Genomic DNA, 24885 nt, shown 5'->3' on the forward strand with positions numbered 1-24885 from the left:
GCGCGCTATGGATTCGAGATGAACGAGCTGGGAACGAGGCGACTCGTCGGGGTACCGAACGCTCGAACGCGGTCAACCCCAGACCGGAAGGGAAAATTCAGCGTCGTCGATCGTTCCGCAGCCGTCGCGACAGCAGCGGCGGCAGGATGACCGCGGCGACCAGGAGTCCCCCGGCGACGAGCATCGTGGTCTGCGGCACCCCCCACGCGTCGGACGCGAGCGTGAACGGGCTCGACACCGCCTGCGCCCCGCCGGCTGCCGCCCCGGAGACCAGGTTGCCGTTGGCGTCGTAGACGGGATCGGATGCCGTCGCCCCGGCCGCCGCAGCCGTTCCTCCCGCCGCGGCGGCGGCCCCGCCGCCTCCGGAGCCGTCGCCGCTGCCGCCGCTCGCTCCGCTGCCGGGATCGTTCGCCGGCGCGCCGGAGTTCTTGCACGTGGACGGATCGAATCCGCTCACGGACGCTCCCGGGATGCGCTTGATCTGGTCGTACGCCGCCTGGACGAGGTTCATCGGCAGCGGCGAGTAGCCGAGCGTCGCGGCCTGGTTCTGCCCTTCACAGACGACGTACTTCAGGAACTCGCCGAGCGTGAAGCCCTTCACATCGGTGAAGACGCCGCCGACCGCTGTGGGCACGATCATGTACGAGTAACTCGAGACGGGATACGCATCGGCCTCGGGGGCGTTGTACACGTCGTCGAGGATCTGCGTGAGGTAGTCGGGCGAGTTCTGGTCGGTGTTGATCTTCGCGTGCGTCAGGGCGACCTGCACGTTCGCGGCGGTGGGCTCGACGAAGGCGCCCGCCGCGTTCTGCACGCGCACCACGGGGAAGCCCGCGTTGAGCGCGTAGGAGTACTCGACGTAGGTGATCGCGCCCTCGCCGTAGTCCTGCTTGACGTACCCGGACACACCGAGAGACCCGTTCTGGGCTTTGAACGTGCTGTTGATCGTCGGGAACTGCGAGGTCATGCGGTAGGTCCAGATGGACGGGTACTGCGTCGCCATCCAGCGCGTGAACTGCGCCGTCGAGCCGGATCCGTCCGAGCGCACCACGGGGGTGATCGGACGGCTCGGAAGAGCGAGGTCGGGGTTGAGCGACTGGATCGCCGGGTCGTTCCACGTGGTGATCGCGCCGGTGAAGATCTTGGAGATCACCTCTCCGGTCAGCTGCAGCGTCGTGACCCGCTTGCCGTTGATCTTCAGGTTGTACATGAACGAGCTGCCGCCGGCGACGATCGGGAGATAGGCGTACGGCCGACCGGAGGGGTCTTCGGGCGCGTCGTTGGGGTTGTCCGGCGTCAGCTGGAAGGGGATCTCGCTGACGGCGAAGTCGACACGACCGCTGATGAAGTCGGTGCGACCGGCGGAGGACCCGGTACCGGAGTAGTTCACCGTCATCGCGAAGTTGTTGGCGACGTTGCGGCGCCACTGGTCGAGCGCGTTCTGCGACCACGTCGACCCGGAGCCCGAGATCGCGACGTACGACGGCGCAGCGCCGGCGGGCAGCACCGACACGAGCGAGAGGGCGACGACGGTCGAGACTGCAGCCGCGGTCCGGACGAGGAGGCGAAGTCGACGGGTCACGATGTCTCCTGGTGAGAGGCGGCGAGCGGAGGGGTCACGCGTGCGGAGCCGCGACGACGCTCGATGCGGAGCAGGTCGTCGCGCGAGCGCTGCGACGCGCGGCGCCGCTGACGGTCGGAGAGGACGCCCGCTCCCCGGCCGCCGATGACGCGCGCGATCACGAAGAGGAGCAGGACGAGGATGATGAGCACCGCGGCCGTCCCGAAGCCGCGGGCGATCATGTTCGGCTCCGGCGACTTGACGAAGTCGAACACCTGCAGCGGCAGGGAGATCATCGGCCCGGTGAAGGGGTTGACGTTCATCTCCGCCGTGACCCCGGAGGTCAGCAGGACCGGCGAGGTCTCACCGATCCCGCGCGCGGTGCCGAGGATCACGGCCGTGACCAGACCCGAGCGCGACGTCGGCAGGACCACGTTCCACACCGTGCGCCAGCGCGTCGTGCCCAGCGCGTAGGACGCCTCGCGCAGATTGTTCGGCACGAGGCGGAGGACGACGTCGGAGGCGCGGATGATGATCGGCAGCATCATGACGCTGATCGCCAGCGCCGCGGCGAACCCCGAGCGCTGGTGCGTGACCAGCGTGACGACGGCCGCGTAGATGAACAGTCCGGCCACGATCGACGGCAGCGCCGTCATCGCGTCGGAGATCGTCCGCACGAACCGCGCGAACCGCCCGCCGACCTCGTTGAGGAACACCGCCGTGGTGATGCCGAGCGGGATCGTGATCACCAGGGCGATGGAGATCTGGATCAGCGTCCCGACGATCGCGTGTGCGATCCCCCCGACGCTGAGCGGTTCGAGCGGTCCCGCCAGCCGCATGGTCTCCACGAAGAAGTTCGGATGGATCAACGCGGGCACGCCGCGCACGACGGTGAAGCCGAGGACGAAGACCAGGGCGCCGAGCAGCAGGGCGCCCGCCGAGTAGAAGAGCGCGGTCATGATGCGCTCGCTGACGGTGAGGCGGTCGGCGCGCAGGGCGGACAGGACGCCGTACACGCCCAGGAACGCGATGAAGGAGATGATCAGCCACCCGACGAAGCCCGTCATGGGCGTCAGCCATCCGAACAGGAGGGTGGCGATGGCCAGGCCCGCCGCGACCGCACCCCACACGTTGAACGCGTCGTCGAGGGGGACGCTGCGCAGATCGCGACGAGCGGCGACCTCGTCGCGACGGTGCGGTACGGCCGTCCGCCCCGCGGCGGCGCTCTCCGCGCGCTCCGGCGCGGCGGTCTCGAGGATCGTCATCAGTTGCTCTCCGCTCCCGAACGGCTGCGGGCCACGATCGTGGATGCCGTGAAGTTGACGATCAGGGTGATGATGAACAGCACGAGCCCGGCGGCCATGAGCGCGGACAGCCCGAACTGACTCGCCTCCCCGTAGCGCAGGGCGATCAGGGCCGACACCGAGTTGGTCCCCGTCTTCAGCACCTGCGGGTTGATCGAGAAGATCGGGGAGATGATCATCACGACGGCGATCGTCTCGCCGAGCGCCCGGCCGAGGGCGAGCATGGTTCCGCCGATGATGCCGCCGCGGCCGAACGGGAGCACGACCGTGCGGATCATCCCCCACCTCGTCGAGCCCAGGGCGAGCGCGCCCTCGCGCTCGCCGAGAGGCGCCTGCGAGAACGCCTCGCGCATGACGGAGGTCTGCGTCGGGACGATCATCAGCGACACGACGATGCCGGCGATGAACGCGGAGGAGGTGAAGGCCCCGGCATCCGTGATGCGGGCGCCGGTGTCGTCGGTGACGGCGAACAGCGGGATCCAGCCGAAGTAGGTCGAGATCCACTGCGAGATGGGGATGACGTTGGACTGGAGGAAGAACACGCCCCACAGCCCGAAGACCACGCTCGGGACAGCGGCCATCAGATCGACGAGCGAGATCAGCAGGGGCCGCACGGAGCCCGGCACCACCTCGCTGATCAGCAGGGCCGTCGACAGCGACAGCGGGACGGCGATGGTGAGGGCGATCAGGGCGATGGTCACGGTGCCGAAGAGCACGGCCGCGATACCGAACTCGCCCGTCTCGGGCGACCATTCCTGGGTCCACAGGAAGGCGGGCCCCGACCGCGCGAGCGCCTCGCCGGCGCGCCCGGAGAGGAAGACGCCGACGGCGAGCATGATCGCGACCGTGACCCCGCCCGCCGTGTAGCAGACGGCGCGGAAGATGCGGTCCGCCTGCACCGGGCGGGAAGTGAGCGGCCGCGGAGTCGGCACGGTCGGCGCCGGGATGACCTCCGTCACGGAGTCAGTGGTCATGGCGCCTCCCTGGCGGGCCGAATCGGTCAGCGGATCGCGATGTCGAGCGACGCTTGTGGATCCGGGCCGCGCGCGCTGCGGGGCGCTCGGGACGCACGCCGCGGTCACAGGATGACGGCACGAGGTGAACGAGGATCGCTGGTTTCATGACCGCCGTCTTACGCCTCGCCGTGCGGGAGATGACGGCTCGAGACGGTGCGCGCGGGCTCACGGACGGGGCGGGTCGGTGACCGCCGGCGACGGTGTCGGAACCGGTGTCGGGGATGCCGACGGGGTGGGCGTCGCGACGGTCTCACCCGGGATGGAGAGCACCACCACCGTGCCGACCGGAGCCCGCTCGCCTGCCGAGGGCATCGACGCGGAGACGGCGCCCGAGGGGCCCGCGCCGGCGACCGCCGTCCGCGACGCGAACCCCGCGGACACGAGAGCGGCCTGGGCGTCGGCGAGCGTCATCCCCACCACCGCGGGGATCGCATTGCTCCCCGACGCGAGACGGAGCGTCACAGGGGAGCCCTCCCGCACACGCTCCCCCGCCCCCGGCGACGACTCCAGCACGACGTCGGCGGGAGCCGGTCCGTCGACGCGCGCGAGGTCGCCGACGGCGAGCCCCGCGCTCTCCAGCGCGGCGGTGGCCTCGGCGAGACCGAGCCCCCCGAGCTGCGGAACCCCCACGAGGACCACCGCGACGCTCGTCGGTGTCGGCGGTGCGGCGACGGACGGCGACGCGGTCGCGGACGGGGCCGTCGGCGAGGCGGCCGGCGGAGCGCTCGTGGATGCCGCCATCGCCGACAGGCCCGCGGCGGCGGTCACCGCGGCGATGAGGACGGCAGCGACCAGGGGCGCCCGCCACGCGCCGCGGGCCGCGGTCACGGCGGGCGGCGGTGCGCTCCCCGCCGCGGCGGCGGGCGTCACGGGGTCGGCCGCGAGACGGGTGCGGTACACGCGGGTCCGCGCCGTCTGCTCCCCCGCCTCGTCCGGAGGCGTGTCCGCGGTGACACCGATCGCGGGGACGGCGGCGGCGAGGGCGACGGCCATCGCCGCGGCATCCGCGTACCGGTCCTCGGGCCGTTTGAGCATCGCGGTCGTCACGACGCGGTCGAGCGGCCGCGGGATGCCGCGCCGCCGTGCGGAGGGCACGGGCGGCGGAGCGGTGAGGTGGGCGCGCACCACCGCGCGCGCATCGCCGGCGAACGGCGCCGACCCGGTGAGGGCGAAGCAGAGCGTGGCGCCGGCCTGGTAGAGATCACTCGCCTCCCCCACGGCGGCGCCGGACAGCTGCTCCGGCGACGCGTAGGGCACGCTCGCCACGACACCCGCGGTGCGGGAGTCGTCCGCGCTGAGCAGGGCGTCGGCGCCGAGGGTCGTGCGGCCGGGGATGTCCGCGAGCCCGAAGTCGAGCAGCCGGACGCTCCGCGCGAACGCGTCCGCGTTGCCGGCATCGGCGCTCAGACGAGGGTCGAGCATGATGTTGGCGGGGGTGAGGTCACGGTGCACCACCCCGCCGTCGTGCACCGCCTGCAGCGCATCGAGCACGGCGCCCATCAGCGCGACGGCCGCCCACGGTTCGAGGGGCCCGTGCTCGCGGACGTGATCGGCGAGCGTCTCGCCGTCCACGCGCTCCATCGCGATCCAGGCGACCGGCGGGTCGCGGTCGTCCACCCCGGCGTCGTACACCTCCGCGAGGTTCGGATGCGCGATCGCGCGGGCGGCCCGGACCTCTTCGAAGAACGCCTCCCACACGGCGGGGCCGACGGCGAGGTGCGGGTGCAGCAGTTTCAGGGCGACGACGCCGCCGCCGACGACGTCGTCGGCCTCGAAGACGGATGCCGTCCCCCCGCTGCCGAGCAGTCGGCGGAGGTGGAACCGGTCCGCGATCAGGCCATCGCTCATCGCAGGATGAGCGGATCCGTCGGCTCCGGGCGCGCGAGCACGGGCTCACCCGCCGCAGCGAGCTCGCGCATCAGGCGCACCGCCAGCACCGCCGCGCTCTCCGCCGCCGATCTCTTCTCGTAGCGGCGTGCCCCCATCATGACCAGTGCCCCGCCGGAGCTGACGAACCATCCCGTGCTGCGCAGCCGCGGCGCCGGATTGGTGTGGATCTCGAAGGCGGCCGCATCCCGCAGCACGACCGCGAGATCGGCCCGCGCCGCCGTCTCATCGGCGAACACGCGGCATCCGCGGGCGATCTCGCGACGGTTCTCGCTCACGAGGCGCCACGCGACCGCGGGTGCCGGCGGCAGGACGTCCTGACCGGTGAGGAACGGTCCCACGCCGGGCCGGCCCGCCGCGATCTCGGCGACGACGCGCATCCACTCGAGGGCGGAGGGGTGCGTGGCCGCGGGAAAGTGCGCGTAGAGAAGACGCGCGGACATGATGCTCCCTTTCGCGACACCGGAAGTCGTGCACTCGGCCGCGAAGGAAGAGTGTCGGCTGCAGGCGACGCGGACGGGTCGGCGGGGTGAACGCGGGAGGTCGATCTCGCGCACGAGAGGTTGCGCGCGACCGGGGCTAGAGCACCCAGGCGCGGCCGGACGCCGCCGGCGACATCAGATGCTCCGGCGGCCCTCGAAGGCGCGGCCGAGGGTGACCTCGTCGGCGTATTCGAGGTCGCCGCCGACCGGCAGTCCCGACGCGAGTCGCGTCACACGGATCTCGAGGGTGTGCAGCAGCCGGCTGAGGTAGGTCGCGGTCGCCTCCCCCTCCAGGTTGGGGTTGGTGGCGAGGATGACCTCCTGCACGGTGCCGTCCGCGAGGCGCTGCATGAGCTGCGCGATGCGAAGATCTTCGGGCCCGACGCCCGCGATAGGGCTGATCGCGCCGCCGAGCACGTGATAGAGCCCGCGGAACTCACGGGTGCGTTCGATCGCGGAGACGTCCTTGGCGTCCTCGACGACGCAGATGAACGTCTGGTCGCGTCGCGGATCGCGGCAGATGGCGCAACGCTCCTGCTCGCTGACGTTTCCGCAGATCTCGCAGAAGCGCACCCGTTCGCGCAGTTCGCCCAGCAGCTGCGAGAGACGCGCGACGTCGAAGGTCGGCGTCTGCAGGATGTGGAACGCGATGCGCTGCGCCGACTTCGGTCCGATGCCCGGAAGGCGGCCGAACTCGTCGATCAGGTCTTGGACGATGCCGTCGTACATGGATCAGTTGAACCTCGTCGGCGGCGTGTACGGTTCCTCGCGCACGAACGTCGCTCCCAGCACCTGGCGCACGACCGCCTCCCCCACGCGCTCGATCCCGCCGGGGCGCGGGGCGCGTACGGGGGCGGGACGCTCGACGGCCACGGGCGCCCGCGGCGGGACGGGCGCGTCGTCGACGGGCGGCGGGAACTCGTCGTCGTCCGGAGCGTCGTCGTCGGTGAGGGTGTACTCGGCCGCTGCCGGGGACGGCGCCTCGCGGACCGCCGTCAGCGTGCGGACGGGCACCGCCACGGCATCCCCGGGCTCGTCGTCGACCGCGAGCCCGGGCGCCTCCGTCAGGGCGGAGGCGACGGGAGCGGACGGCGCGGCCGCCACCGGGCCGGGATCGGTCGGGATCGGCGCGACGGCCCACTCCGTCACGGGCGCGGCGGCCGCGGAGGCCACGGTGCCGCCCGTCCGTCCGCCTCCGCCCGGGCGCGCGCCGCCGGTGGGAGCGGGCGCGGTCGCGGGCGGCGATGCGGGGCGCGGGGGCTCCGCGTGAGCACCGTCGGCCGGCGGGTCGGCGTCGAAGCGCGCGACGTACTTGACCCGGATGCCGAGGACAGCGTGGATCGCTCCGCGCAGGTCTTCGCTCGGTCCCTTCCCGGCCGCGAGCTTCTTGAAGGCGGCCACGTCGCCCTGCGTCCGGAAGCTGAGGGTCAGCACGTCGTCGGCGAACGCGATCGGGGTGGCGTCGGTCGCGATCATCCACGACGACCGGCTCACCGGTTCGAGCCGCTGCAGGATCTCGGGCCACGCGTCGCGCACCTGCGGCAGCGTCACGGGACCTGCCGGCGGCACGGGAGCGGCGGCCGGCGGCGGAGTCGGTACGGCGACCGCCGGCGGGACCGGTTCCTCCGGCGGAGTCGACGCGACCGGTGCGGCCGGCGCGGCGGTGGCCGGCGGGGTCGGCGGGGTCGGCGCGGCGGCAGCCGGCGGGGTCGGCGCGGCCGGCGGCTCCGCGACGGGAGCCGCGGCAGGCACGGCCACCGGCGGCGAGTCCGGGGCCGCCGCCGGAACGGATCCGGCGGTGTGGGCGAGGACGCGGGCGACGAGCAGCTCCAGCTGCAGCCGCGGAGACGTCGCACCGCTCATGTCGTCGAGGGCTCCGACGACGAGATCGGCGATGCGCGAGAGGCGATCAGTGCCGAACGCGGACGCCTGACGGCCCATCCGCTCGAGCTCGTCGGCCGGGATGCCGCGCAGCACCGCGCCGGCACCGTCTCCCGTGGCCGCGACGATGATGAGGTCGCGCAGACGCTCGAGCAGGTCGTCGACGAAACGACGCGGGTCCTGACCCGTCTGCACGACGCGGTCGACGGCCGCGAAGGCGGCGGCCGCGTCGTGGGCCGAGAACGCCGTGACGACCTCGTCGAGCAGGGCGCCGTGCGTGTAGCCGAGCAGGGCGACGGCGCGCTCGTAGCGCACGGTCGCACCGGCGGCGCCGTCGACCGGATCGGATCCGGCGATGAGCTGGTCGAGCAGCGACAGCGTGTCGCGGGGCGACCCCCCGCCGGCGCGGACCACGAGCGGCAGCACGCCCGCCTCCGTCTGCACACCCTCCTGGGCGCACAGCTGTTCGACGTACTCGAGCATCGCGGCGGGCGCGACGAGGCGGAACGGGTAGTGGTGGGTGCGCGAGCGGATCGTGCCGATGACCTTCTCGGGCTCGGTCGTCGCGAAGATGAACTTGACGTGCTCCGGCGGCTCCTCGACGAGCTTGAGCAGGGCGTTGAACCCCTGCGCCGTCACCATGTGCGCCTCGTCGAGGATGAAGATCTTGAACCGGTCGCGCGCGGGGGCGAAGATCGCGCGCTCACGCAGGTCGCGGGCGTCGTCGACGCCGTTGTGCGAGGCCGCGTCGATCTCCACCACGTCGAGGGAGCCCCCGCCTCCGCGGCTGAGCTCCACGCAGCTGTCACAGACGCCGCAGGGGGTGTCGGTCGGGCCCGCCGCGCAGTTCAGGCAGCGGGCGAGGATGCGCGCCGACGTCGTCTTGCCGCAGCCGCGCGGGCCGCTGAACAGATACGCGTGCCCGACGCGGTCGCCGCGCAAGGCGGTCATGAGCGGCTCGGTCACCTGCGCCTGCCCGATCATCTCGCCGAACGTCTCCGGACGGTAGCGGCGGTACAGGGCGGTGGTCACCAGAACAGACTACGGCGTGCCCCCGACATGCGGCGCGGCGGGCGCCCCGGCGGGAACATCTGCGGCCGGACCGCGTTGGGATGGGCATGAGTCTCGCCCTGCCCGACCGGACGGTGGACGTCCTCGTGATCGGCGCCGGCCAGGCGGGACTGTCGGCGGCCTACCATCTGCGCCGCCGCGGGTTCGTCCCGGCACCGGGCGACGGACGCGCCCCCGTGTTCGTCGTGCTCGACGCCGATGCCGCTCCGGGCGGCGCCTGGCAGCATCGGTGGCGTTCGCTGCGGATGGCGACCGTCAACGGCATCCACGAACTGCCGGGAGCCCCCGTTCCCCCGGCCGACCCCGACGCGGCGAGCGCCGACGTGCTCCCGGCGTACTTCGCCGACTACGAGCGGCGATACGATCTGAGGGTCCAGCGGCCCGTGGACGTCACCGCCGTGCGCCGCGTCGACGCCGATCCGCACGGCCTCCTGGAGGTCGACACCGATCGCGGAGCCTGGCACGCGCGGTTCGTGATCAACGCCACGGGCACCTGGCGACGGCCGTTCTGGCCCCACTACCCGGGTCAGGAGCAGTTCGCGGGCCGCCAGCTGCACGTGCACGACTATGTGTCGGCCGACGAGTTCCGCGGTCAGCGCGTCGTCGTCGTGGGCGCCGGCATCTCGGCCGTGCAGCTCCTGGAGGAGATCTCCCGGGTCGCCGACACCTTCTGGGTCACGCGGCGGGAGGTGCGGTGGGATGCCGCGGAGTTCGACACCGCGGCCCGTGTCGCGGCGATCGCGGGCGTGGAGGAGCGGGTGCGGCGCGGCGAGGCGCCGGGCAGCGTGATCTCGGTGACGGGCCAGCACTGGACGCCCTGGGCGCGGCGCGCACAGGAGCGCGGCGTCCTCGTGCGCCACCCGATGTTCACCCGCATCGAGGAGCACGGGGTACGGATGCCCGACGGGTCGTTCGAGCCCGCCGACGTCATCCTGTGGGCCACCGGCTTCCGCGCCGACATCGCCCATCTCGCCCCGCTGGGGCTGCGGACCGCGCTCGGCGGTGTCCGGGTGGCGAACGGTCGTGCCGTGGACGAGCCGCGGCTGTTCCTCATCGGCTACGGGCCGTCGCAGTCGACGGTGGGCGCGAACCGCGCCGGCCGCGATGCGGTCCGCGCGATCGTGGCCGACCTCGCGGCCGCTCCGGTCTGAGGCGCCGACGGCGGGTTCGCGCCCGCGGCGACGCACTGCTACATTCCTGGTCAACGACACGGGGTGCCCGAACCATGGGCTGAGATCACACCCGTCGAACCTGATCTCGTTCGTACGAGCGAAGGGATGTCCCCTGATGAGCGCGCGCGCCCACCTCTCCCCCGCCGACGCCGTGGATGCCGTGCGCACGGCCCATCCGCTGGTGCAGTGCATCACCAACGCGGTGGTGACGAACTTCACCGCCAACGCCCTCCTGGCCCTGGGCGCCGCCCCCGCGATGTGCGACATCCCCGGCGAAGCGGGCGTGTTCGCGGGCATCGCGGACGGCGTGCTCGTGAACCTCGGCACGCCGACGGCCGAGCAGCGCACCGCGGCGCGCGAAGCGGTCGCGGCGACCGAGCGCTGGGTGCTCGATCCCGTCGCCGTCGGCATGCTCCCGGTGCGGACGGCCCTCGCCGCCGAGCTCGTCGAGCGCCGACCCACGATCGTGCGCGGCAATGCGTCGGAGATCCTCGCACTCGCCGGCCTCGGGGCGGGCGGACGCGGCGTGGATGCCACCGACGACCCGGAGGCCGCGGGGGACGCGGCGGTCGCGCTCGCCCGGCGGACGGGCGGGGTGGTGGCGGTGTCGGGGCCGGTCGACCTGATCACCGACGGCACCCGGGTCGTCCGGGTGCACGGCGGCGATGCGCTGCTGACCCGGGTGACGGGAGGCGGATGCGCGCTCGGTGCGACCATGGCGGCCTTCCTGGGCGTGTGCGATCCGCTGTCGGCGGCGGTCGCGGCCTCCGCCGTGCACGCCGTCGCGGCGGAACGGGCGGCGCGCGCGGCCAGCGGGCCGGGCTCGTTCGCGGTGGCGTTCCTCGACGCTCTGGCCGCCGTGGCGCCGGCCGACCTCGACACCCCCGATCGTCTCTCGTCTGCGGAGCCCGCACGATGAGCGGGGCCACCGGTCACGACCTCTCGCTGCACCTCGTCACCGACGAGCGCGTCCCGTTCCCGCTGCTGTGCGAGATCGTCGATGCGGCCGTGGCCCGCGGGGCGAGCGTGGTGCAGCTGCGCGCGAAGACCTCCACCGCCCGCGAGCTGATCGCACAGGCGGTCGCTCTGTCGCATGTCGTCGCCGCACGGGCGGCGCTCGTCGTCGACGACCGGCTCGACGTCGTGCTCGCGGCCCGTGACGCCGGCGCCCGTGTCGACGGCATCCACCTGGGCCAGAGCGACGTGCCCCCGCAGACCGCCCGTGCCCTGCTCGGCGCCGACGCGCTGGTCGGCTGGACGGCGAACACCCCCGCCCATCTCGCCGCCGCGGCCGAGATGCCCGCCGGCACCCTCGACTACCTCGGGGTGGGGGTCATCCGGCCCACCGCGACCAAGCCCGATCACCCCGAGCCGCTCGGCATCGGCGGGTTCGCGAGGATCGCCGCCGCGACCGCACTGCCCTGCGTCGCGATCGGGGGCGTGACGCCGGCCGACGTCCCTGCCCTCCGGGCCGCGGGCGCCGCGGGCGTCGCGGTGGTCTCGGCGATCTGCGCGGCCGCCGATCCGGGCGCGGCGGCGGGGGTCTTCGCCGCCGCTCTGACCGGCCCCGCCGAGCACGCCGCCGAGGCGGCCCGGTGACCGCCGGCATCCCCCGCGTGCTCAGCATCGCCGGGACCGATCCGACCGGTGGGGCGGGCATCCAGGCCGACCTCAAGTCGATCGGCGCGCTCGGCGGGTACGGGATGGCGGTGGTCACGGTGCTCGTCGCCCAGAACACCCGCGGCGTGCGCACGTTGCACGCGCCGCCGACAGCGTTCCTCGACGAGCAGTTGCGCGCGGTCAGCGATGACGTCGAGATCGATGCGGTCAAGATCGGGATGCTGCTCTCGGGCGAGATCGCCGGCGTCGTCGAGGCCTGGCTGACGCGGGTGCGTCCGCCGGTGGTGGTCCTCGATCCGGTGATGGTGGCCACGAGCGGCGACCGGCTCCTCGACGCCGAGGCGGTGGCGGCCGTCCGTCGGCTGTGCCGCCGCGCCCACCTCGTCACCCCGAACCTGCCCGAGCTGGCCGTCCTCGTCGACGCCGCGCCCGCCGCATCGTGGGCGCAGGCCGTGGCGCAGGCCGAACGCCTGCACCGTGAGACCGGGACGGCCGTGCTGCTGAAGGGCGGGCACCTCGACGGCGCCGCCTCTCCCGATGCGATCGTCGACGCCGACGGCGTGCACGAGGTCTCCGGCATCCGCGTGATGACCCGTCACACGCACGGCACCGGGTGCTCGCTGTCCTCCGCCATGGCCACGCTCGGCGCCGCCGGGATGCCGTGGCCGGCGGCGCTGGCACGGGCGAAGGCGTGGCTGACGGGCGCGTTGCAGCATGCCGACGCCCTTCGCGTCGGCGAGGGCGACGGACCCGTCGACCACTTCCACGAGCTGCGCCCCGCGCTGCGGGACGGGGCGCCGTGGAGCGCGGGCGTGTGGCGGCTGACCTCGACCGTTCGCGCCGACGTCGACGCGTGCGACCTCGTGACGGGCCTCGGCGACGGCTCCCTCGACCTCGACCGCTTCCATCGCTACCTCGCGCAGGACGCCCTGTATCTGCGGGCATACTCCCGCGTGCTCGCCCGCGCCGCCGAGCTCGCGGCGGATGGGCAGGAGCGCGCCTTCTGGACCGAGGCGTCGGCCTCGTGCCTCCTCGAGGAGGAGCGCCTCCACCGCGTGCGCATCGGCGAGGCCCACCCCGAGCCGGGCCCGGCCACGCGCGGCTATCTCGCCCACTTCGACCGGGTCGTCGCGGGCGGCTCCTCTGCGGAGCTGGTCGCCGCCGTGCTCCCCTGCTTCTGGCTCTACGCCGACCTCGGCACCCGGCTCGCGCCGCTCGCGCACGACGCGCACCCCTACGCCGACTGGCTGCGGGCCTACGGCGACCCGGCGTTCGCGGAGGCCACGAGGCGGGCGATCGCGATCGCCGACGCGGCAGCCGCCGCGGCATCCCCGGACGACCGCGACCGGATGTCCGCCGCGTTCGAGCGGTCGATGCGTCACGAGCTCGCCTTCTTCGACGCCCCCTGAGGGTGACGATCCCGTTGACGCTCACGCCGGAGACCAGACCCGGGTTTCCTGCGCACGCGTCAACGGAACGGCCTGTGGACGAGAGGGCGCCTCAGACGACGAGGGCGAGCGACATCAGACCCACGGATGCCGCCATCGCCGCGTACTGCCCGCGATCCAGCGCGGTGCGCGCCCGCACGGCCACCCGCACCGATCCGAGCACATAGGCGCCGGCGAGCGCCACGCCCACCGGTGCGAGCGCCGGAGCGGACGCCCCGTGGTGATGCGCGGCGTCGGCGACCCCGCCGCCGGTCATCGCGAGCATCAGTGCCGCCATCACGACCATGCCCGCGGCGGCATGCAGTCCCATGGGCATCCGTACGGCGTCCGCGGACCGGCCGGATCCTCGACGCCGTCCACCGGCCGCCGAGAGGGCGATCGCCCCGGCCAGGAGCATCGCCACCCACCACACCACCGGCACGAGCCGCGTCACCGCGGCATCCGCCATCGCGATGAGCATGAGCAGCGCGGTCGCCAGCTCCCCGGCTCGCGCCCGCCGCCGGTCGGCTGCCAGGCAGCACAGTCCGATCGTGGCGGGCGCGAGCGCGAACAGGTGCAGGGTCACGTTCTCAACTGTGGTGTCCGTGACCGCCGTGGTCATGACCGTGACCGCCGTGATCATGACCGGGCGCGCAGTGCGCGGACGTCGGCGCGGGAACATGCAGCGCGGGGTTGCGCTCGAAGAAGTTGTACGGCTTGAGGGTGAACTTCGCGTAGTCCATCGGCATGACCGGCCAGTCCTCGTTGCGCGGGAAGTGCGTCAGGCCGAAGGTGTGCCACAGCACGAGGTCCTCGCCGACCAGCGGCTCGTCGCCGGCGATGAAGGCGGGGATGCCGCCGCCGCCCGGGTGTTGGTTCACGAAGTCCCCCGCCGCGTACCGCTCGTCCGGGTCGTACTTCGTGACGAAGAGGTTCTTGGTCGCGAAGGCGGCGCGCGCGGCGATCGAGGAGTCGTCGTCCGCCAGCAGCACGGGGGTCTCCGTCGGGAAGAGCACGTACGACGTGGGCTGGCCCATCGCCGTGGTCCGCTCGGTCGAGGCGATCTGCCAGACCCGGTTCACGGCGCCGTCGGCGACGCGGCCGGAGACCTTCTCCGACACGATGGGCGTGACCTTCTTCGTGAAGGCGTTGCCCGCCGGGTTCTGCGGCGAGATCGGCACCCGCACCGCGTCGATCTCGTTGACGACGTTCGCCACGCCGTCCACGGTCATGTCGAGCCGGGCCGAGAAGAGGTGCTGATGGTAGGGGGCGCCCAGGCCGGGTGCCACCTGCGACGCGAACGGGTAGTCCGCGCCGGGGTAGGCGGAGGTGAAGAGGATGCCGGTCAGCTTCGCCTCGCACTCGAGCGTGCCGTCGAGGTACAGGTACCAGAAGAAGCCGTAGTCGTAGTTGCCGACCGTGGTGAAGAAGGAGATCACGAGCCGGCGCTGGCGGCGCACCTCGCTGGCCCCCGTGAAGATGTCGGTGTGCTTCCAGAGGGAGCCGAAGTCCTCCTCGTGCATGCACACGCCGTTGCGGACGGTCCGCGGCATCCCCAGCTCGTCGGCGAGCACCGCGTCGACATAGGTGATGTCGCCGACGCAGTCGCACCCGAGCTCCAGCTCGTTGGTGTAGCGCCCGAACAGGTACTCGCCGGTGTCGAAGTAGTTCTGCCAGAAGCGGTTGGGCGCGGGGTCGGCGTACGGCACGACCATCTCGCTGATCGAGCCGCGGTACATGACCGGTCGTCCCTGGAAGCTCAGCTGGCGCAGGATCAGCCCTTCGCGCGCGTCGAAACCGATGCGCAGATCCCAGTCCCCCCACACGACGTGCTCCTGGTCGACCGTGAAGCTCGACCCCTCGGGCTGAGTGATGACGATCGGCTTCAGCCCTTCGAGGGGCGGGCCCTGGAGGGCGGGATCGTCGTAATTGCCGCTCGTCTCGGGCACCGCGAACCCGGGGGTGTCCACGATCTCGATCACCGAGCGCGCCGCGACGTCGATGTAGGCCGTGAGGCCGTCGACGGGATGGGCCCACGGATGGTCCTGGGGGTGATCCTGTCGGAAGGCGAAGGTGCGGAGGATGCGTCGTCCCTCCTCGGCCGGGTACCCGTAGTGTCCCGCCGACAGCGGAACGAGCACGACGTCCTCGACCGTCAGACCGCGGGCGGCGAGCGCGGCCACCCATCCCTCGTCGGCGCCGGCGATCACGCCGACCTCCTCGAACTCCGCATCGAGGATCGGGAGCTGTCCCGCCGTTCCGTCGAGCACCGTCTCGCGCAGCACCTCGCCGCTGGCGAGGGACACGACGAGGTCGCTCGACCGGGTCGTCGCCATGTCGAGCAGCTGCACCCGTGCGCGCCGCTCGGGCGCGGGCCCGCCCTGCTCCCAGGCCGCGATCTCGCCCTTGGCCGGCTCTTCCAGTCCGACGTAGACGAATCGGACGCGATCGGTGGTCGACGCGAGCGCCAGCACGATCGTGCGGACCGCGTCGATCTCGGCGGCGGAGAGGGAGGCCAGCGGGTGGGCGGGCACGGCGGGGGCGGCGAAGCCCGACGCGGTGAGGTCGGTGAGGGTCATCCGGATGTCCTTCGTTCGAGGGGTGGGGCTTTCGTGGGGTGCGGCGTTCGAGGGTGCTCAGCCGGCGATGGCGTCGGTGAGCTTCGCGTAGGCGGCGGGGCGGCGCGCGCGGATCCACGCGGCCTGGACGTAGCCCAGAGCGGGGAAGAGCACGACGAGCCCGATGAGGAACCAGCTCAGCCCGCCGAACACCGGGGCGCCCTCGGCATCCACATCGCCGACCATGATCGGGAAGTAGGCGACGATGAGCGCCGCCGAGATGACGAGCCCGGCGAACCCGAGCGCCGGGGCGACGATGGTGTTCCAGACCCGCCGGTCGGAGCGCCGCCTCAGGAAGTAGACGATCACCGCCACCGAGGTGACGGCCATGAGGATGGCGATGGCGAGCGTGGCGACGCCGGCGAACCACGTGAAGACGGCCAGCACCGGGTCGAGCTGGAAGGCCGCGAAGACCCCCGTCAGCACGGCGGCCGTGACGGTCTGGACGATGGAGGACGCGTGCGGCGACAGGTGGCGGTGGTGCACGGCGGAGAGCCGCTCGGGCAGAACGCCGGCGGTGGCCATCGAGTGCTGGTAGCGGGTGACGACGTTGTGGAAGGAGAGCACGCACGCGAACATCGACGTGATCAGCAGCACGTTCGTGACGATCTCCCCGATCGGTCCCAGGTAGGTGGCCATCGTGCGCAGGATGAGGCTGCCCGGATCGGCGGCCGCCTCGTCGACGATCGCGCTCGGTCCCCACGCCATCACGAGACCCCACGAGGCCACGGTGTAGAAGACGCCGATGCCGATCACGGCCATGTAGGTGGCCCGCGGGATGGTGCGATCCGGGTCGCGGGCCTCGTCGCGGAAGATGGCGGTGGCCTCGAAGCCGATGAAGGCCGCGATGGCGAACATGAGCCCGACCCCCGGCGAGCCGCTGGCGATGTTGGCGGGCTCGAAGGGGGCGAGGCTCAGCCCCTCGGGGGCACGGAACAGCACGACGGCGACGAGCACGACGACGACACCGACCTCCGCGATCAGCAGCACCCCGAGCACCTTGCTCGACAGGTCGATGTGCCGATAGCCGAGGATGCCGACCAGTCCGATGACCAGCAGCGAGAACAGCCACCACGGCAGCGAGATCCCGGCCGTCGACGCGAGCGTGTAGGAGAGGATGTAGCCGACGTAGCCGTACACCGAGACCTGGATCGTCGTGTAGGTCAGCATCGCGATCCATGCCGCCGCCAGTCCCGTCGAACGTCCGAGGCCGTAGCCGACGTAGGTGAAGAAGGCGCCCGGCCGCGGGATGTGCCGCGACATCGCGGCGAGACCCACGGAGAACAGCAGCAGGATGACGGCGCTGACGGCGTACAGGGCCGGGAAGCCGACCCCGTTTCCGATCAGGATGCCGAGGGGCGCCGCACCCCCGATGACGGTGAGCGGCGACGCCGCGGCGACGACCATGAAGACGATGGCCGTCGCGCCCAGCGAGCCCGTCAGGGCGCGGGCGGGCGACGCGGCGGATGGGGTGGCGGCGCCGGGTGAGTCGATTCTCGTCATGATGACGTCTCCAGATCGGGGTGCGGAGCGAGGCGGAAGGAACGGATACCGGGATCGTCGCGCAGGGCCGTCACGGCGCCGTCTCCGGGCCGTGAAAATCCCGCGCTCCCGGAATGGGAGTGCCCGCCGGCGGCGTCTCATTCGGGGAAACCAGGCGGAAACACGAGAGACGTGGGGCGGCAACGGCGCCGCCCTAGCATCGGCGGGCAAGGAGGGACGATGACCGCACTGGAGCGCGCGATCCGCAGCCCCGCGCCGGTCCGCGACTTCGGCGGACGCTCACCGCTGCACGGCCTGGACCGGCGCAGCGTCGGGTTCATCGACGTGATGGCGCAGTCGGTCGCCGCCGTCGCCCCGGCCGCGGCGGCGACCACGGTCACGGTCCTGGTCGCCGGCGTGTCGCCCGGCGGCGTCATCGTGTCGGTGCTCGTCGCCGGGGTCCTGAGCCTGCTGGTCGCCTCGGCCGTCGGCCAGTTCGCGCGCCGCCTCGCCGCGTCGGGCGCGCTGTACACGTACGCGGCGCGCGGACTCGGGCCGGCGGGCGGACTCGCGACGGGAACCGCCGCCGTGGTCGGGTACGCCGCCGTCGCGATGTTCGCGCTCCTCGGCGGCGCCTACTACACCACCCTCCTGCTCCGGCCGTTCTGGCCGGCCGCCGACGCACCGCTCGGGATCGCCTGCGTCCTGCTGGCCGAGGCGGGACTGCTGACTCTCGTGCTCGTCCGCGGCATCCGCCTCTCCGCTCGCGTCGCGCTGCTCGTGGAGTTCGCCTCCGTCGTGCTCATCGTCGTCCTGCTCGTGGTGCTGCTGACGCGGATCGGTCCGGTCGATCCGGCGGCGCTGCTGCCGTCGCCCGCCGCCGACACGCCGCTGGGCGTGGGCGCCGGGGCGCTCATCGCCCTGACCGCCTACGTCGGGTTCGAGAGCGCGGCGACGCTCGGGGTGGAGGCGCGCACCCCGCTGCGGACGATCCCCCGCGCCGTCCGCGCCACCGTCGTGATCTCGCTGCTGCTCTACCTCCTGGCCGCGGCCGCCCAGGTCGCCGGGTTCGCCGCGCTGGGCCGCGACTTCGCCGCCAGCGCGTCGCCGCTCAACGAGCTCGCCGACGCGTTCGGCATCGGCGGGTGGGCGAGCGTCGCAGACCTCGGCATCGCGGCATCCTTCCTGGCGTGCGCCATCGGGTCGACCACGGCGTTGGCGAGGGTGCTGTTCGCGATGGGACGCGACGACGTCATGCCGCGCCTCGCGGGACGCACCCACGCGCGCTACGGCACGCCCATCGGCGCCATCGCGATCGCCCTGCCCGCGGTGGTGGGCATTCCGCTGGCGCTCGTCGTCTGCGGCGTCGACCTCCGCGACGCGATGCACATCACGATCGCCCTCGGCGGCATCGGCTACATCGTCTCGTACGTGTTCGCCTGCATCGCGGTGCCGCTGTTCCTGCGCAGGATCGGGGAGCTGACGCCGCTCGTCGCGGTGACGGCCCTGTGCGCCGCCGTCGCGCTGTCGGGGGCCGTGGTCGCCTTCGCGGCGGCCGACATCGCGGCGGGCAGCGCCGCCGTGTGGATCGCCGCCGCGGTCGGCGCCGTCTCGGCCGCCCTGATCGCGTGGCGCCTGCGCCGCCCGATCGGCCCGTTGGGGGCGTACGACGTCCCCGTCGCCGCGGCCGTGCTCGGCGGCATCGCACGAGATGACCGGGATGGCTGAGACACGCGCCGGCCCCTCGCAGCCGACGCTCTCCGCGCGCCAGCCGCGCGCGATCCACAGCGCGCTCACGGTGCTCGAAGCGGTCGCGGAGCTCGGCGCCGGCGTGACGGCGCGCGAGCTCTCGACGCGGCTCGCGCTGCCGCGCGCGACGACCTACCGTCTGCTCAACCTGCTCGTCGAGGACGAGTACCTCGTTCGCACCCCCGATCTGTCCGGATTCGCGCTGGGGTCGAAGGTGGCGCAGCTGGCCGCGGCCGCCGCCCCCGCTCGACTGCCCACCCGCGCCCACGACATGGTCGCCGACGCGCGATCGACCATACGAGGAGGCGTCCACGTCGCCGTGTACGTCGACCGCCGCGTGCAGTTGCTCGACGAGGATCCCGATTTCCCCTTCAGCGATCCGGTGCGCCTCGCGCGCGAGCCGGAGCGCTACGCGCTCGGCGCCCTCATGCTGGTCGCCGCGGGCGATTCCGGACCCACCGCGACGACCGCGGCGGCCGAGCTCGCGCGGATCGGCGGTGTGCGCCGGCTCGACGGCGGCGTGGCGGGGTTCGGATGCCTGGCCGTCCCCCTCCGCGGCGCCGACGGCGGCATCGCCGGCGCGCTGGCCTTCTCCGGCCCGCGGCACCGGATCGTCGAGGCGGACGAGCTGCTCGGTCGACTGACCCCCGTCGCCGAGGACGTCGCACCGTACGTCGCGTGATGCGAAGTCTCTTCCGAACCCGTTGTATTCTTCGAATCTTTGTTCTATACTGGGGCGGAGAAGTCCCGCGCGTGCCCACCTCGTTTCAGCGGGTTCTGCCTCCCGGCCTCGGCCGGGCGGAGGTGATGATGCACGCGATCCCGGATGCCCCGGCTCGAGGTTCGGCCTGGCCGGCGTTGGATGATCTGGTGACGCGCCTGCGGGCGGCCCGGCGCCGCATCGCCGCAGCGCAGGCGGAGGAAGCGGCCGTGCTCGCGGCGGCGGTCGAGCTCGTCGCAGAGCGGGTGGCGGTGTCACGGCAGGAGGCCCAGCAACAGGGCCGGACTCTGCGGATGGGAGACGCGGATCTCCCGGTGCGCGAAGTGTGCCTCGAACTGGGCATGGCGATCCGGGCTTCCGACAGGGGCGTGCAGCGGCGGATGTCCGATGCGCATCAGCTGAAGACCTCGTTCCCCCGCACCCATGCGGCGTGGGCGGCCGGTGAGATCGACGCCGGTCATGCCTGGGCGATCAGCAGGACCGGGACCATGCTCACCGGCGACGAGGATCGCGCGCGTTTCGAGGATCGTGCGCTGGAGGTCGCCCGATCCGAATCCCCGACGCGCGCGGCGCCGGCGATCACGGCGATCGCCGCGAGCATCGACCCGGCCGCGTTCGACCAGTCCGCCCGTCGGGGCTTCGATGAGCGCTCGGTGCGCCTGTTCGACCTCGACGACGGGATGGCGAGGTTGATCGCCGACCTCCCGGCCCCGCTCGCCCACGCGATCCACGACGCGCTGACCACCCGTGCCCGCGCGATCCTCGACCGCGAGCCGGAGGCGGAGGCCGACGCGGCCCCGCCGCGCGCCGACGCCGATCCCGATGGCGGACACGACGCCGACGAGGATGCCGTGGTCACCGGGGACGGCAGGGGAACCGGCCCGGGAACGGGCGGGCGAACCGGCAGCCGCCACCGGGCGGACGCCCGCACGCTGGCGCAGGTGCGCGCGGACGTCTTCAGCGACCTGCTGCTCACCGGCCGACCGACGACCCGCGCGACCGGCGCCGGCCTCGAGGCCGTCGCGGCGCGGATCCACGTCACGGTCCCCGCCCTCACCCTCGCCGGTGACCCGACCGGCGGCCCGGCCCTGCTGGCGGGGTACGGCCCGATCGCCACATCTCTCGCCCGTCGCCTCGCGGGGCTCGCCCCCGGCTGGGACCGGATCTTCACCGACCCGCACACCGGCGAGGTCCGCGCGGTGGACCGATACCGCCCCAGCGCGGAGCTACGCCGCTATCTCACCGCCCGCGACGAGCACTGCCGCACCCCCGGCTGCACCCGCCCCGCGCAGCGGTGCGACATCGACCACACGACCGCGGCCGCGCAGGGCGGCGCCACCGCCCACGACAACCTCGCCCACCTGTGCCGGCGGCACCATACGACGAAGCACCACACGGCGTGGCGCGTCCGGCACCTCGGAAACGGCACGCTCGAGTGGACGAGCCCGGCCGGACACCACTACCGCGACCGCCCACCCGCCACCGTCAGGTTCGTCCCCGCCGCGGAGGACCCGCCGCCGTTCTGACCCGCGCCGAAACGCGGGCACATCGGCGACCGGGTCGCACCGCTACGAGTCGATGCCGAGGTTCGCGTCGTCGCCCGCGACCGCACCGACCACCGGGATGCTGCCGGTGATCACCGGGATCGAGGTGGTCATCGTCGGGACCGAGGCCGACAGCAGTGTGCCGTCCTCACGCAGCGCCTCACCGATGTCGCTGATCGTGGGGCGGCCCGACAGCTCCGGCCCCTGGCCGCGCAACGGCACGACCACCGTGGCGCCCGGCTGCACGACGAGCGACTCGCCCCGCACCGAGAACGCGACGGGCTCGCCGGCACCGGCATCCACGCGCAGCTCGTCGGAGGTGATCTCGACCTTCAGGCTCGTCCCCTGCCACTGGAGGGAGAACGACAGCGACGGCCAGTCCTTCGGCAGACGCGGGTCGAAGCTCAACTCGCCGTAGTGGTCGCGCATGCCGCCGAAGCCGGCGACGAGCGCGGTCCACACCCCGCCGGCCGACGCGACGTGCACGCCGTCCGCGGCGTTGTGATGCAGGTCGCCGAGGTCGACGAAGATCGACTGCGAGAAGTACTCGCGCGCGAGGTCCTGGTAGCCGACCTCCGCGGCGAGGATCGCCTGGACCACCGCGGACAGCGTCGAGTCGCCCGTGGTCAGCGGGTCGTAGTACTCGAAGTCGGCGAGCTTCTCCTCGTCGGTGAAGTGGTTGCCCTGCAGATACAGCGCCAGCACGACATCCGCCTGCTTCAGCACCTGGTAGCGGTAGATCACGAGCGGGTGGAAGTGCAGCAGCAGCGGACGCTGTTCGCGCGGCGTGTTCTCGAGATCCCACACCTCGCGCTCGAGGAACACCTCATCCTGCGGATGGATGCCGAGGCCCTCGCTGTACGGGATGTGCATGGCCTCGGCCGCGGCATCCCACGCGTCGGCCTCCGCCGGGTCGAAGGAGAGCCGCTCGACCATCTGCGCGTAGTGCTCGGGAGCGTCCTCTGCCATCTCGCGCACCGCACGCGCCGCGAAGCGCAGATTGAAGCGCGCCATCACGTTCGTGAACAGGTTGTCGTTGACGACCGTCGTGTACTCGTCCGGGCCGGTCACGCCGTGGATGTGGAACACCTCGGGTTGGCCGTCCTCGGTGAAGCGCCAGAAGCCGAGCGTCGCCCACAGCCGTGCCGTCTCGACGGCGATGTCGACGCCCTCGCGGTAGAGGAACTCGTCGTCGCCGGTGGCGCGCACGTACTTGGCGAGCGCGAAACTGACGTCCGCGTTGATGTGGTACTGCGCGGTGCCGGCGGCGTAGTAGGCCGACGCTTCCTCGCCGCTGATCGTGCGCCACGGGAACAGGGCCCCCGCCTCGTTGAGCTGCGCCGCACGACGCCGGGCCGCCGGCAGCATGAGGTAGCGCATCCGCAGGGCGTTGCGCGCCCAGATCGGCGTCGTGTACATGAGGAACGGGAGCACGTAGATCTCGGTGTCCCAGAAATAGTGGCCGCTGTAGCCCGAGCCCGACACGCCCTTCGCGGGGACACCCTGACCGTCGGCGCGCGCCGCGGCCTGCGCGAGCTGGAAGAGGCACCAACGCGTCGCCTGCTGCAGGTCGTCGTGGCCGCCGATGACGACGTCGGAACGGTCCCAGAAGGCCGACATCCACTCGCGCTGACGCTCGAACTGGCGCTCGATGCCCTCGGCCGCCACGCGGTCCAGCGCGCGGCGTCCGCGGTCGACCAGCTCGCGAGCGGGCACCCCGCGCGACGTGTGATAGCTGACGAGCTTGGTGACCGTCACGGGCACCCCGGCCTTCGCCTGCACCCGGTAGACGTTCTTGGCGATGTCGGGCTCGATGAGCGTGCGCGACGAGTACTCGTTGTCCGTCTCGATCACGTGGTCGGCGACCACCGACATCGTCATCCCCGACGCGGTCACGCGGTAGGCGAGCGCGGCGCGGTCGCCCTCCTGCCAGTACTCCTCGGGCTGGAGCACGCGGTCCTCGATCTTCTCCGCCTTGCGCGGATCGAATCCCTTCGCGGTGCCGCCGCCGGGAGCCGAGCCCCCGTACACGTCCTCGCCGTCCTGACGGTTGATGATCTGGCAGCTCACCGTGATCGGGGCGTCGCTGTTGAGCACCGTGACCGTGACACGCATCACGGCGAGGTGGCGCTCTTCGAACGAGACCATGCGCTCGAAATCGATGACGACGTCCTTGCCGCTGGGGGTCATCCAGCGCACGTGGCGCGTGAGGAGCCCGTTGCGCATGTCGAGGGCGCGCTCGTACTCGCGGATGTCGGCGACGTCGAACGACAGGGGCTCGTCGTCGACGTAGACGCGCATGACCTTGGCATCCGGCGCATTGATGATCGTCTGGCCGACCTCGGCGAAGCCGTAGGCCTGCTCCGCGTGGCGGATCGGGAAGATCTCGTGGAACCCGTTGATGAACGTGCCGTGCTCGTGGGCATGGCGACCCTCGGGCTGGTTGCCTCGCAGGCCCAGGTAGCCGTTGCCGAGCGCGAACAGCGTCTCGGTGACGCCGACGTCGTCGAGCGAGAAGCGCTTCTCCACCAGACGCCACGGGTCGATCGGGAAACGGTCGCGATCCATCCTGTCCATCCTTCCGTCGGACTGGTCGGTCATCAGGCGACGAACGCCGCGAGGTCGTCGACGACGAGCGTCGCGCCGAGGTCGAGCAGCGCCTGGGCACCCGCGCCGCGGTCGACGCCGACCACGAGCCCGAACCCGGCTGCCACGGCGGAGGCGACGCCCGAATGCGCGTCTTCGACGGCGGCGCTGCGCGCCGGGTCGACGCCGAGCATGCGGGCCCCGGCGGCGAACATGTCGGGCGCGGGCTTGGAGCGCAGCCCCTCGCGCGCCGAGACCACTCCGTCGACGACGACGGGGAAGAAGTCGCGGATGCCGGCCGCGGCCAGCACCTCCTCGGCGTTCTTGGAGCTCGAGACGACGCCGATCGGCGTCCCCGCTGCGCGCAGCTGTTCGAGGAGCGCCAGAGAGCCCGGGTAGGGCGCGATGCCGTCGGCGCGCAGGACACGCGCGAACACCTCGTTCTTGCGGTTGCCGATGCCGCAGACGGTGTCCGCGGAGGGATCGTCGTCCGGATCGCCCCAGGGCACCTCGACGTCGCGCGAGCGCAGGAGGCTCGCGACGCCGTCGTAGCGCTGCTTTCCGTCGAGGTACCGGAAGTAGTCCTCTTCCGTGTACGCGGGCTCGATGCCCCACGCGGAGAACAGTTCGGTGAACATCGATTCCCACGCGTGCATGTGCACCTCGGCGGTCGGGGTCAGCACGCCGTCGAGGTCGAAGAGCACGCCGTCGAGAGCGCTGAGGTCGGGAAGGTCGGCTGTCACGGATTCAGCGTAGTGGGCAGG

19 protein-coding genes and 1 riboswitch are annotated in these 24885 nt (G+C 72.6%); of the genes, 7 read left to right on the forward strand and 12 right to left on the reverse strand.

Annotated elements, in window-relative coordinates; genetic code table 11:
• Positions 1–97: 97 nt before the first annotated feature.
• From pstS to AC6CQV_RS10130, 7 genes are all read right to left on the reverse strand, one after another.
• The gene (gene pstS / locus AC6CQV_RS10100) at positions 98–1582 is read right to left on the reverse strand and encodes a phosphate ABC transporter substrate-binding protein PstS (RefSeq protein ID WP_498259382.1); all 1485 of its coding nucleotides are present in this window, start codon (positions 1580–1582) and stop codon (positions 98–100) included.
• The gene (gene pstA, locus AC6CQV_RS10105; protein ID WP_498259383.1) at positions 1579–2826 is read right to left on the reverse strand and encodes a phosphate ABC transporter permease PstA; all 1248 of its coding nucleotides are present in this window, start codon (positions 2824–2826) and stop codon (positions 1579–1581) included. The genes pstS and pstA overlap by 4 nt, the downstream gene beginning before the upstream one ends.
• On the reverse strand, positions 2826–3839 hold the full coding sequence (pstC, locus tag AC6CQV_RS10110) for a phosphate ABC transporter permease subunit PstC (protein WP_060960205.1): 1014 nt from the start codon (positions 3837–3839) through the stop codon (positions 2826–2828). The genes pstA and pstC overlap by 1 nt, the downstream gene beginning before the upstream one ends.
• 207 nt (positions 3840–4046) lie before the next feature.
• Complete coding sequence (locus AC6CQV_RS10115; RefSeq protein ID WP_498259384.1) at positions 4047–5729, reverse strand: protein kinase domain-containing protein; 1683 nt, start codon at positions 5727–5729, stop codon at positions 4047–4049.
• Entirely contained in the window at positions 5726–6211 is a 486-nt protein-coding gene (locus AC6CQV_RS10120) for a hypothetical protein (protein ID WP_498259385.1), read from the reverse strand. Before AC6CQV_RS10120 ends, AC6CQV_RS10115 begins: the two co-directional genes overlap by 4 nt.
• 174 nt (positions 6212–6385) lie before the next feature.
• The gene (gene recR / locus AC6CQV_RS10125) at positions 6386–6979 is read right to left on the reverse strand and encodes a recombination mediator RecR (RefSeq protein ID WP_060961043.1); all 594 of its coding nucleotides are present in this window, start codon (positions 6977–6979) and stop codon (positions 6386–6388) included.
• Between the two features lie 3 nt (positions 6980–6982).
• Positions 6983–9163 (reverse strand): DNA polymerase III subunit gamma and tau, encoded by a 2181-nt coding sequence (locus AC6CQV_RS10130; RefSeq protein WP_498259386.1) that lies wholly within the window; start codon positions 9161–9163, stop codon positions 6983–6985.
• Between the two features lie 86 nt (positions 9164–9249).
• On the opposite strand from AC6CQV_RS10130, the gene AC6CQV_RS10135 reads away from it, so the two are divergent.
• From AC6CQV_RS10135 to thiD, 4 genes are all read left to right on the forward strand, one after another.
• Positions 9250–10353, forward strand: coding sequence for an NAD(P)-binding domain-containing protein (locus AC6CQV_RS10135; RefSeq protein WP_498259387.1), 1104 nt, complete (start codon positions 9250–9252; stop codon positions 10351–10353).
• Between the two features lie 49 nt (positions 10354–10402).
• Positions 10403–10497: riboswitch (TPP riboswitch) on the forward strand.
• Positions 10490–11293, forward strand: a complete 804-nt coding sequence (thiM, locus tag AC6CQV_RS10140; RefSeq protein ID WP_498259388.1) for a hydroxyethylthiazole kinase — start codon at positions 10490–10492, stop codon at positions 11291–11293. It overlaps the preceding riboswitch by 8 nt.
• Complete coding sequence (gene thiE / locus AC6CQV_RS10145) at positions 11290–11973, forward strand: thiamine phosphate synthase (protein ID WP_498259389.1); 684 nt, start codon at positions 11290–11292, stop codon at positions 11971–11973. Before thiM ends, thiE begins: the two co-directional genes overlap by 4 nt.
• Positions 11970–13403 (forward strand): bifunctional hydroxymethylpyrimidine kinase/phosphomethylpyrimidine kinase, encoded by a 1434-nt coding sequence (gene thiD, locus AC6CQV_RS10150; protein ID WP_498259390.1) that lies wholly within the window; start codon positions 11970–11972, stop codon positions 13401–13403. The genes thiE and thiD overlap by 4 nt, the downstream gene beginning before the upstream one ends.
• Before the next feature lie 91 nt (positions 13404–13494).
• Here the strand turns inward: thiD and AC6CQV_RS10155 are convergent, their stop codons facing one another.
• Genes AC6CQV_RS10155 through AC6CQV_RS10165 form a run of 3 tightly spaced genes read right to left on the reverse strand, consistent with a single transcriptional unit; the run spans position 13495 to position 17542 of the window.
• Positions 13495–14007, reverse strand: coding sequence for a hypothetical protein (locus AC6CQV_RS10155; RefSeq protein WP_498259391.1), 513 nt, complete (start codon positions 14005–14007; stop codon positions 13495–13497).
• Positions 14008–14011: 4 nt separating this feature from the next.
• Positions 14012–16000: a primary-amine oxidase gene (locus tag AC6CQV_RS10160; RefSeq protein ID WP_060960006.1), complete on the reverse strand. Its 1989-nt coding sequence runs from the start codon at positions 15998–16000 to the stop codon at positions 14012–14014.
• Positions 16001–16057: 57 nt separating this feature from the next.
• Positions 16058–17542, reverse strand: a complete 1485-nt coding sequence (locus tag AC6CQV_RS10165; protein ID WP_498259392.1) for an APC family permease — start codon at positions 17540–17542, stop codon at positions 16058–16060.
• Positions 17543–17761: 219 nt separating this feature from the next.
• On the opposite strand from AC6CQV_RS10165, the gene AC6CQV_RS10170 reads away from it, so the two are divergent.
• The 3 genes from AC6CQV_RS10170 to AC6CQV_RS10180 all read left to right on the forward strand — a co-directional run bounded on the left by AC6CQV_RS10170 (position 17762) and on the right by AC6CQV_RS10180 (position 21517).
• On the forward strand, positions 17762–19249 hold the full coding sequence (locus AC6CQV_RS10170) for an APC family permease (protein ID WP_498259393.1): 1488 nt from the start codon (positions 17762–17764) through the stop codon (positions 19247–19249).
• Complete coding sequence (locus tag AC6CQV_RS10175) at positions 19242–19952, forward strand: helix-turn-helix domain-containing protein (RefSeq protein ID WP_498259394.1); 711 nt, start codon at positions 19242–19244, stop codon at positions 19950–19952. The genes AC6CQV_RS10170 and AC6CQV_RS10175 overlap by 8 nt, the downstream gene beginning before the upstream one ends.
• Positions 19953–20140: 188 nt before the next feature.
• Positions 20141–21517, forward strand: coding sequence for an HNH endonuclease signature motif containing protein (locus tag AC6CQV_RS10180; protein ID WP_498259395.1), 1377 nt, complete (start codon positions 20141–20143; stop codon positions 21515–21517).
• Positions 21518–21559: 42 nt separating this feature from the next.
• Here the strand turns inward: AC6CQV_RS10180 and AC6CQV_RS10185 are convergent, their stop codons facing one another.
• Complete coding sequence (locus tag AC6CQV_RS10185; RefSeq protein WP_498259396.1) at positions 21560–24103, reverse strand: glycoside hydrolase family 65 protein; 2544 nt, start codon at positions 24101–24103, stop codon at positions 21560–21562.
• A 32-nt stretch (positions 24104–24135) separates the two neighbouring features.
• Positions 24136–24864 carry an HAD family hydrolase gene (locus AC6CQV_RS10190; protein WP_061782345.1) on the reverse strand — a complete coding sequence of 243 codons (729 nt, stop codon included), beginning with the start codon at positions 24862–24864 and terminating at the stop codon, positions 24136–24138.
• Positions 24865–24885 lie beyond the last annotated feature (21 nt).

The organism is Microbacterium sp. EG9 (assembly GCF_059759475.1).